This window comes from Acinetobacter sp. V2 (assembly GCF_001188385.1).
GTDB classification, from domain to species: Bacteria; Pseudomonadota; Gammaproteobacteria; order Pseudomonadales; family Moraxellaceae; genus Acinetobacter; species Acinetobacter oleivorans.
This window is the reverse complement of the sequence record NZ_JZFB01000006.1, coordinates 132,971-141,245: the sequence shown is the minus strand read 5'-3', so window position 1 is coordinate 141,245 and position 8,275 is coordinate 132,971. Positions and strand designations below refer to the sequence as shown.

5 protein-coding genes are annotated in these 8,275 nt (G+C 31.7%); 1 reads left to right on the top strand and 4 read right to left on the bottom strand.

The window, feature by feature from the left end:
* On the top strand, positions 1–2,362 hold a 2,362-nt coding region (locus tag UC75_RS16500; RefSeq protein WP_049838205.1), incomplete at its 5' end, for an ABSDF2314 family large adhesin.
* A gap of 130 nt (positions 2,363–2,492) precedes the next feature.
* Here the strand turns inward: UC75_RS16500 and UC75_RS16495 are convergent.
* The 4 genes from UC75_RS16495 to UC75_RS16480 are packed head-to-tail and all read right to left on the bottom strand — an operon-like array spanning position 2,493 to position 7,572.
* Positions 2,493–3,530 (bottom strand): peptidase MA family protein, encoded by a 1,038-nt coding sequence (locus UC75_RS16495; RefSeq protein ID WP_049838204.1) that lies wholly within the window; start codon positions 3,528–3,530, stop codon positions 2,493–2,495.
* Positions 3,530–5,071, bottom strand: coding sequence for a glycosyltransferase (locus UC75_RS16490; RefSeq protein WP_049838203.1), 1,542 nt, complete (start codon positions 5,069–5,071; stop codon positions 3,530–3,532). Before UC75_RS16490 ends, UC75_RS16495 begins: the two co-directional genes overlap by 1 nt.
* Before the next feature lie 48 nt (positions 5,072–5,119).
* Positions 5,120–5,869 carry a CatB-related O-acetyltransferase gene (locus tag UC75_RS16485; RefSeq protein ID WP_049838202.1) on the bottom strand — a complete coding sequence of 250 codons (750 nt, stop codon included), beginning with the start codon at positions 5,867–5,869 and terminating at the stop codon, positions 5,120–5,122.
* A gap of 44 nt (positions 5,870–5,913) precedes the next feature.
* The gene (locus tag UC75_RS16480; protein WP_049838201.1) at positions 5,914–7,572 is read right to left on the bottom strand and encodes a poly alpha-glucosyltransferase; all 1,659 of its coding nucleotides are present in this window, start codon (positions 7,570–7,572) and stop codon (positions 5,914–5,916) included.
* Between the last annotated feature and the right edge of the window lie 703 nt (positions 7,573–8,275).

Here is an 8,275-nt window from a genome sequence, read left to right as displayed (position 1 = left end):
CCCAGGCTTGAATGATGGCGATGTTGTAACAGCAACAGCAACTGATCCTGCAGGTAACGAATCGGCACCGGCAACGGAAGTTGTAGATACTGTACCTCCAGTAATTGCTATTGATGAATTGGATGATGTTGATCCGATTACAGGTACGGCAGAACCAGGCTCAACAGTAACTGTAACTTTCCCAGATGGTAGTACTATTACTACTACTACAGAAGGTGATGGTACTTGGTCTGTAGCTAATCCTGGCACATTAGTAACTGGTGATGTTGTAACAGCAACAGCGACAGATGCAGCAGGTAATACTTCATTACCAGTCACATCTATAGTTCCAGTTTTCATTGATGCTATTGACGATATTGCTACGGTATTAAGTGAGGTTAATCCTGTAGTAACTCATCCTGATATTCCGGGTGGTGCATTAGTAACCTTCCCATCATTGTCATTCATCGGTCCAATTATTGATCTTAAAGGTCAAACACCAATTACAGTTACCGTACCTGAAGGTGGAATTGCATCGTTTGATGTGTCTTTTGGTGGAGTGTTAATAGGTGGTGGTATTGGTTCTTATGACCTTAATATTCTTCGTTATAACGAGAATACTGGTGGATACGAACAGTACAGCAAAATAGACAATGCTGGATCTATGCTTGGAATTGGTTTAGGCGTCATGGGTGGTGGAGCATCTATCAGTAATCTACCTGAAGGACAATATGCGCTTGTATTAACTCCAGGTGAGGGTGTTCAAGTAACTGGTATTGGTATCGCTTCAATTTCTGTTACCAATGAGGTACTGAGTGATTATGGTGATGTCGTTGCGAAAGGTAATGTGATTACAGCAAATAATCCTGAAAATCCAACGGACGTTGCTGATGTGATTCATGCTGGTGAAACAGCAACGGTTATCAGTGTTGCTAATGAAGATGGTGTGACAACTGCTCTACCACAAGACAGTGAAGCATTTACTCGTATTCAAGGTGAATATGGTGAGTTGTTTATTGATAAGAATGGTAATTATGAATATATCCGTGATTTCACCATTCCAAATAGTCTAGGTAAAGTAGATAGTTTCACTTACACCATTCAGGACAGTGACGGGCATCAAGATACAGCGACTTTAAATGTTCGCATTGATACAAATGATCTTGATATCACATGGCCAGAAGATCCAACTCAAGATGGTGTAGTAGAGTTGACGGCAACTGATAATACAGCAGCAGCTGCGATTACGTTAGTTCCATCAACCAATACAACTGTTGATACGGGTAGTATGGCTGCAAGTAGTACGAAACCGTTATTTGGTAATGCTACTTCAGTTGCTGGTAGTGATACGAGCGATGTGATTAATGTTGCTGCAAATACTGCCGCATCGCTTAATTTCTCTGTAACTACACAAGGTGGTATCCTCGATAGCTCTGCTAATGGTGATACTTTCAGTTATCAAGTGCAAAAACTTGTGAATGGTGTTTGGACAACTCAACCTGGAGCATCAGCTTCTGTTGTACATTCATCACCAATCTTAGGTGATGCTGGCGGTACTGTGTTGATCAGTGGCTCTTATCAGGTTTCTGCATCAGACACTGCTAGTCAATGGCGTGTCGTGTTTGGTAGCACAGAATCTAATATTCCTCTGATTGCTGGAACGAATACAACTACTGTAAACACTACTGTAAATGCTACTTTCACACATTATGACCAATTCGTTGGTAATGGTGCGACGGTAACTGCTACGGGTAACTTGTTAACAGATGATTCTGGTAATGGTGTAGATGTAACGGGTGGAGCAAGTACAAAAGTATTTGTAGAAACTTCACCTGGTACATATGTACAAGCGAATGGTCAAACAATCGCGGTTGAGGATGGTACATTCGTTGTTTCGGCAAATGGAACATATACGTTCACAGCAAATAGTTCTGCTACTTCTGGTGATGTCGCTACATTGAACTATAAACTGGTTGCTGCAACAGGTGATGAAAGTACACCTGCAACATTGACCGTGAATATTGGTAGTGAGACCATCAGTACTGCTAGCCATGACATTATTACCACTGGGGCTGGTGCAGATACAGTTGTCTATAACTTACTGAATGCTGCTGATGCAACAGGTGGCAATGGTAAGGATGAATGGACTGACTTTAATTTGGCGCAAGGTGATAAAGTTGATATTAGTTCATTGTTAAATGGTGCTAATGCAAGCAATATCTCTAATTATGTGTCTGTTACTTCTGACGGTGCAGGTAATACTTTGATTAGTATTGATCGAGATGGTACTGGAAATACCTATAACTCAACTGATCTCATTGTATTGAAAAATACAGATACGACACTAGATGAGTTATTGAATAATAATCAGTTGTTATTTTAATTGATTGTTGTTGATAGAAATCTGTAAATAGAAGAGAAGGCATAAGTGCCTTCTCTTTTTTTTATTTAAAAATAGTTTTTAAAAGCATTAGTCGCAGTAAATGGCTTATTTAATATTTTTGAAAGTAAAATTAACTAGATTTTTTATTTTTAATAACTTTTTTTAAGAGACTTTGAAATTTATTTTTCTCTATATTGCTTTCGTTGGTTTTTTCTAGAGTTATCAATAAAGTATCTAAAATTTTTTGGTTGAAATGAGCTGAATTTTGATCAATTTCTTTCCAATGATATAAATTCCAATTATTTAAAATAGAAATTTGTTGATCTTGTCTTCCAAGATTTTCAAGAAACTTTTTCATAAAGATAGTTCCTTTTAAATATTGATCTTGAAAAACAGGTTGTCCATCAGTGTATCTCTGTTGTATGAGAGAAGGTGGCAAAAATAATTTGCCATCAGATGTATCTACAAGTGTAGTAAGACGATTCCATAATTGAGATGTCCTATAAGTTCTTTGCAAGATATATTTGTCAAAATCTTCTTCATTTTTCGGCAAATTTCTTTGTCCATATGTACCAAACTTATCTTTTCTGATAATCCCTTCTGACCAAGCTGCCAAGCTTTCTGTCAGCCAAGGTTGCTTAAACATCGTATAACCATAGGTGTAAAGATGAAATAATTCATGTGCTATTAATGAAGAGTCAGTAGTTAGATTTGGAATACTATTGCTAATAAGAATAATTAGAGCACAAGCATTTTTTTTTAATGGATTATTGGAATGTCGATGGGGTTTATCATAAGCTAGTCCAAGTCCATCAAGCTTCTGTATTTGTATATCAATATATTGGACATTATTTTTATAGCGTGGACTATTCAAAGGATCTTGGTAACCCAAAACGGACCAAGATTTTCGTATGCTATTGGCTTGAATGGCAATATTTTCTACATAGTCTGGAACATGATTTAGATTTTTATCCTGCTGAAATATTAAAGCATTATCACCAGAAGTAGTGTAAAAGATACGAAGATTATTCATGCCATAATAGACTTGATCAAGTTGTTTAACAACTGGAGGGCTACTTGAATAACAATCAGTTTTTGCATGAATATAAGTAGATACACAAAATGTAGAGAATAATAAAACCAAAGTTTTTTTATGCATAAAAAACATTACTGAATAGCCTTGAAAAGCTCTTGCCATTTTAAGGCAAATTGTTTTTGATCTGTGAGTCGACTACATGCATATGCATTTTCACTAAGTTTAAGCCGTTTGTGTTCATCTTTTAATAAAGAAACTACTTTCTGTGCAAATAATTCTTCATCTTGAAAAGTAACTAAATAGCCATTTTCATCATGATTAATCATGTCTGATGGTCCGTAATCGATGTCATAACTCACGACAGGGCAGCCATGGCATAGGGCTTCTAAAACTGCCATACCGAAACCTTCAGATCGGCTAGAAAAAAGGAATAAGCTTGCCTTATTATATAAAGCATCAGTATCCTCATTATAGCCCATTAATTTAATATGGTTATTTAACTGATGTTCATCAATTTGACTTTGTAAGAAGTTATGCTCACTTCCAAAACCATAAATGTTTAAATAAGCATTGGGGATTACTTCTACAACTTTTTTGAAAATCCTAATTAAGCTATCTAAATTTTTCGCTTTATCATATCTAGCAATAGTTAAGCAAAACATTGGGTCTCTGTTTGAAAAATTAACATGGTCAATAGTTTTTTCATATATATGTGGAATAACAAATAATTTCTCTTCCATTCCAAAGCGCTGTTGAATATGTTGTTTTTGGCGTTCAGTTAAGATTACTAGTGCGTCTAATTCATTACTATATTTAAAATAGCTACGATAATGACGATTAATTGTAGAATTTTGAATATCATGACCATTTAGATGGGTAGCATGAATTGTCCCAATAAATCGCATGTTTTCTTGTTTTATCTCTCTAAGTGGTTCATAGAAATGAATTGCACGGTCAATAAGAATATACATCAGATCATTTTTATAAAGTTGAGAGATTTTTAGGAACCAATACTGAATGAGCTGAGACTCAGTATCAAAAACCTCATTAATAACACCTTGTTTGTTAAATAAAAAAATATTTGAAACAATGTTTTTATTCTTTTCGTTGAGTTGATAGTTTTTTATAATAACTGGATAACCTTCTGTATGATAATAAGTTTCAGTTATTATCATTTGATTCTCTGGGTTGATGACTTGAATACAACTAAGATAACCATAAGAGTCATAAATAATTCGTCCTGTTTTTACACCTTTTTTGAAAGTATTCACATAACTTAAGGTAGGAGAGTCATTTTGCCGTATTTCGTACAAATAGTTTTTATTATTTTTATCATGAAAACGTTGATTGTATGTGAAAGGAATTATAGTTTTTAAAATGTTACTGTTAAACATTTCTACCATAGGGCTATGAATTTTTTTATTAGCCATTTTTAGATGAGTTCCTTGAAAATCACCATATAAATTGAGATAGCCAATAGAAGGAGGAGCTAAGTTTGTAGCTATAAGGCTCCAATAATTTTCTGCAAGTGAGCGATCATATTCAGTAGTAATAATTGTGGGGCTAATACCTAATTGTTCATTTAGTATTTTTGCGCGCTTTAAAAGAGCAAAAACCAATCCATTTTTCTTTTGGTCAATTTTTGGAAATAGAAAAAAATATTGAGTTTTCATAATAAATAACCATTTTATAATTTATACAACATAAAAGATTTGTTTGCTTTAAGATGGTTTCAGTAAATCATTTTTTGTAAAAATTGGTGGGTGATATTCATTTAATTTTTCCATATAAATTCTTTTTTCTAAATTATTTATGAAATCAGATGGGGCTGTAAAATTTAGACCTTTTAAATCATTTTTATGAAATCTCCACCATTTTAAGTACATTAATTCTTTAATGACTGTATCTTCGAATCTTTTACGAATTAATTTGGCAGGATTACCACCCACAATAGTATATGGTTCTACATTCTTTGTAATAACACTATTAGAAGCAATTATTGCTCCATCACCAATTGTAATATTATTTTTTAAAACAACATCAGCTCCAATCCAAACATCATTTCCGATAGTAACATTACGCCGACTTCTATAATTATGGGTGACTAATGCTGGATCAGTATCATGATAGTCCTCACTATAAAAGTGAGGTGAAGTAGAAATCCACTCGGGGAAGTGGTGAGCACCCATAATTTTGATATTACTTGCTAGACTACAATAGCGGCCAATAGATACCCCATAGTTAAGATTAGAAGATGAGTATGAGAAGGCACCAATTGTACAAAGGCTTAGAACAGAATTATAAAAATTATTATGTCCTTCAAGTTTTAAATCATTATTTAGTGTAATAAGCTTATGTGGATTTTTTTTAAGGAAAAACATATTTATATTAAGTCGACTAAGACTCTTTTCAATTTTAAAAAACTCAACATTTGTAGTTTCATTTGATAAAGTAAATATTTCATTATTCATAAAAATACCTTTAATTACATTATTAAATAATTTTAGATTTGAAACTAATCTTTGAAGTGTAAATAATAAGCAATGTAACCTGATAAATTATGTTCTTGATCATCAATTCGAGCACGAAAACGATCATGTCTTACATAAAAAGAATTTAATATAGACTTGGGGTTTTTCATATACATGGCAACTTCTGGATAGAAGAAACCTGTGCGTTGAAATTCAGCACGTAACTGAATAAGAGATTTTAATTCTTCGAATTTAGAAGATTTAAATAGATTTTCATGACCTTGTATATTTAGACGATTTACCATTTTATAAGCAGACATCATCATCTCAAGGAAAGTAGCATATACTGTTTTACGATTTTTAATGAAGTCCATATGATTTAAATAGTTATTTATACCAAACTGATAGTATTTAACTTCTGGACATACTACTGTTAATTCATTTGTACAATAACTTAACCAATGATCATGATATTTTTCATATGAATTAGATATGAAGTTATCAAACATTAACTTAACAGTATTTAAAAGAACTTTATTATTATTTAACTGATAAAGCCTTAAGAGTGCTAGTGCAGCTTCACCATCATAATAAACAATTCTAAATTTTTCTTTAATAGACAAGGATGGGTATTCCAAAATATGAGTGGTTTTTCCTGTTTTATCAATCATTTGCAGAATTCCATTTGCTATTTTTTCTGCATATTCTAGATATTTTTTATTTTTAGTAATTTCCTGATATTTTGTTAACATTAAAATAATAGCTGCATTCGCACCAAGCTTGATCTCATAATTATTGTCATTTCCATCAATCATATGAGCTGTATCTTCATCTATTAATTTATAAAAATTTTTGATGCTATACTCAATAGCTAAGTGAATTTTAGACCAATATTGATTGTTTTCTTCAATCTCAAAAGTTTCTAAAAGTGAATAAATTGAAGTGCAATGCCGTATTGTATTGTAACTTTTAATTTCATTGTTAAATGCAGGGAAATAGCCGTAGATAAATTTCCCATCTTCTAAAATTTGACTGGTTAGGAAACTAGCATTTTTATTAATTATTTCTTTAATATGAGATTTATCATTTTTATCAATGAACCTAACCCCATTTTCACAACCTCCACTTTGAAGTTTAATGAATTTACCATTTTCGTAAAATACGCTTTCAGTTTCAAAAAGCCATACATCTTTAATTTTAATAATTTCTAATTCTTTTTGAATAGAAGAGTATTTTTTCTTGATTGCATTGTTTAAATTATTCTGGTCAATAAAATTTTTTTGATCATATGAAATTCCTCGTATGATTGCATTCCCATAAATCTCTTGTTCTAAAAAACATATATTGAAATCTTTATCAAAACTAATACCTTTTCTAAAATGATTATTATGCTTTTGATTAGATATATCATGGGTAACATCGGTCCAACTTTTCTTTTCTACCTGAGTTACAACATCAAGTTTTATATAGCCTAGATAACGTTTATCTCTAAGAAAAATTTTTTCTAAAAAGTTATTTATTTTTTTTTGCAGTTTTTGTATGTCAGAACTAGCAATTGAAAAAACTTTACACCGTTGATCTAGGCAACCATATGAGATAAAGACTATTTTTTTTTCAGAGTCAGTCTGATCATATAGTGATATCCATTCACTGATCTGATTTTTTAAATTACTTAAATCTAAATATTTTAATTGATGTAGCATATTGCGACCTAATTAAGTTAATCTTAGCTGGAAAACAATTAAATTGTTTTAATTCCTTTCTTAAAAAAATAATAGAGTGATATTTAATTCTGCTTGTTATTGTATTGGTTTTTTTGTGGTACTAGAAGTGATTTTAAGGCTTTAGTTATGTTTAAAATTATTCGAAATTTAATTCATATGTTTTAATTTTATTATAGTTTAAAACATAATTTAATGTACCCTATTCTATTTTTTTTGATAAAATAAATGAATTATATGTTTTATATAATTTTAATATTTCTATTTTTGTTGTGTTAATTAATCTTGATTGTTAATTTAATTGTCTAAAATTTATTTGAATTAAAAAGGTTAATTATGAAAAAAATAATTTCTTTATTGATGTTTTTAGCTGCTAATCATAGCTTTGCTGAAACAGTTAGTATTGATTTAACAAATGAAAATTTTATCGGAGATGATGCATATAAAGTTGTTACTTCGACTCAAGCACAATGTACACAATTGGACAATTCTGGAATCGGAAGAACAGTTTGGGTTGAAGTAAATTTAAATGGTTACTCATATAAAGAATGCATACGATATTATTCTGCCGGATTACTCGAAAATCAAACCAATAATAGAGCGATTGCGTATTTTTCTGGTGATGTAGCAATTGTAGGAGGGAAAGCACCTGCATCATATACTGACAAAAAACCACAGGACAAAG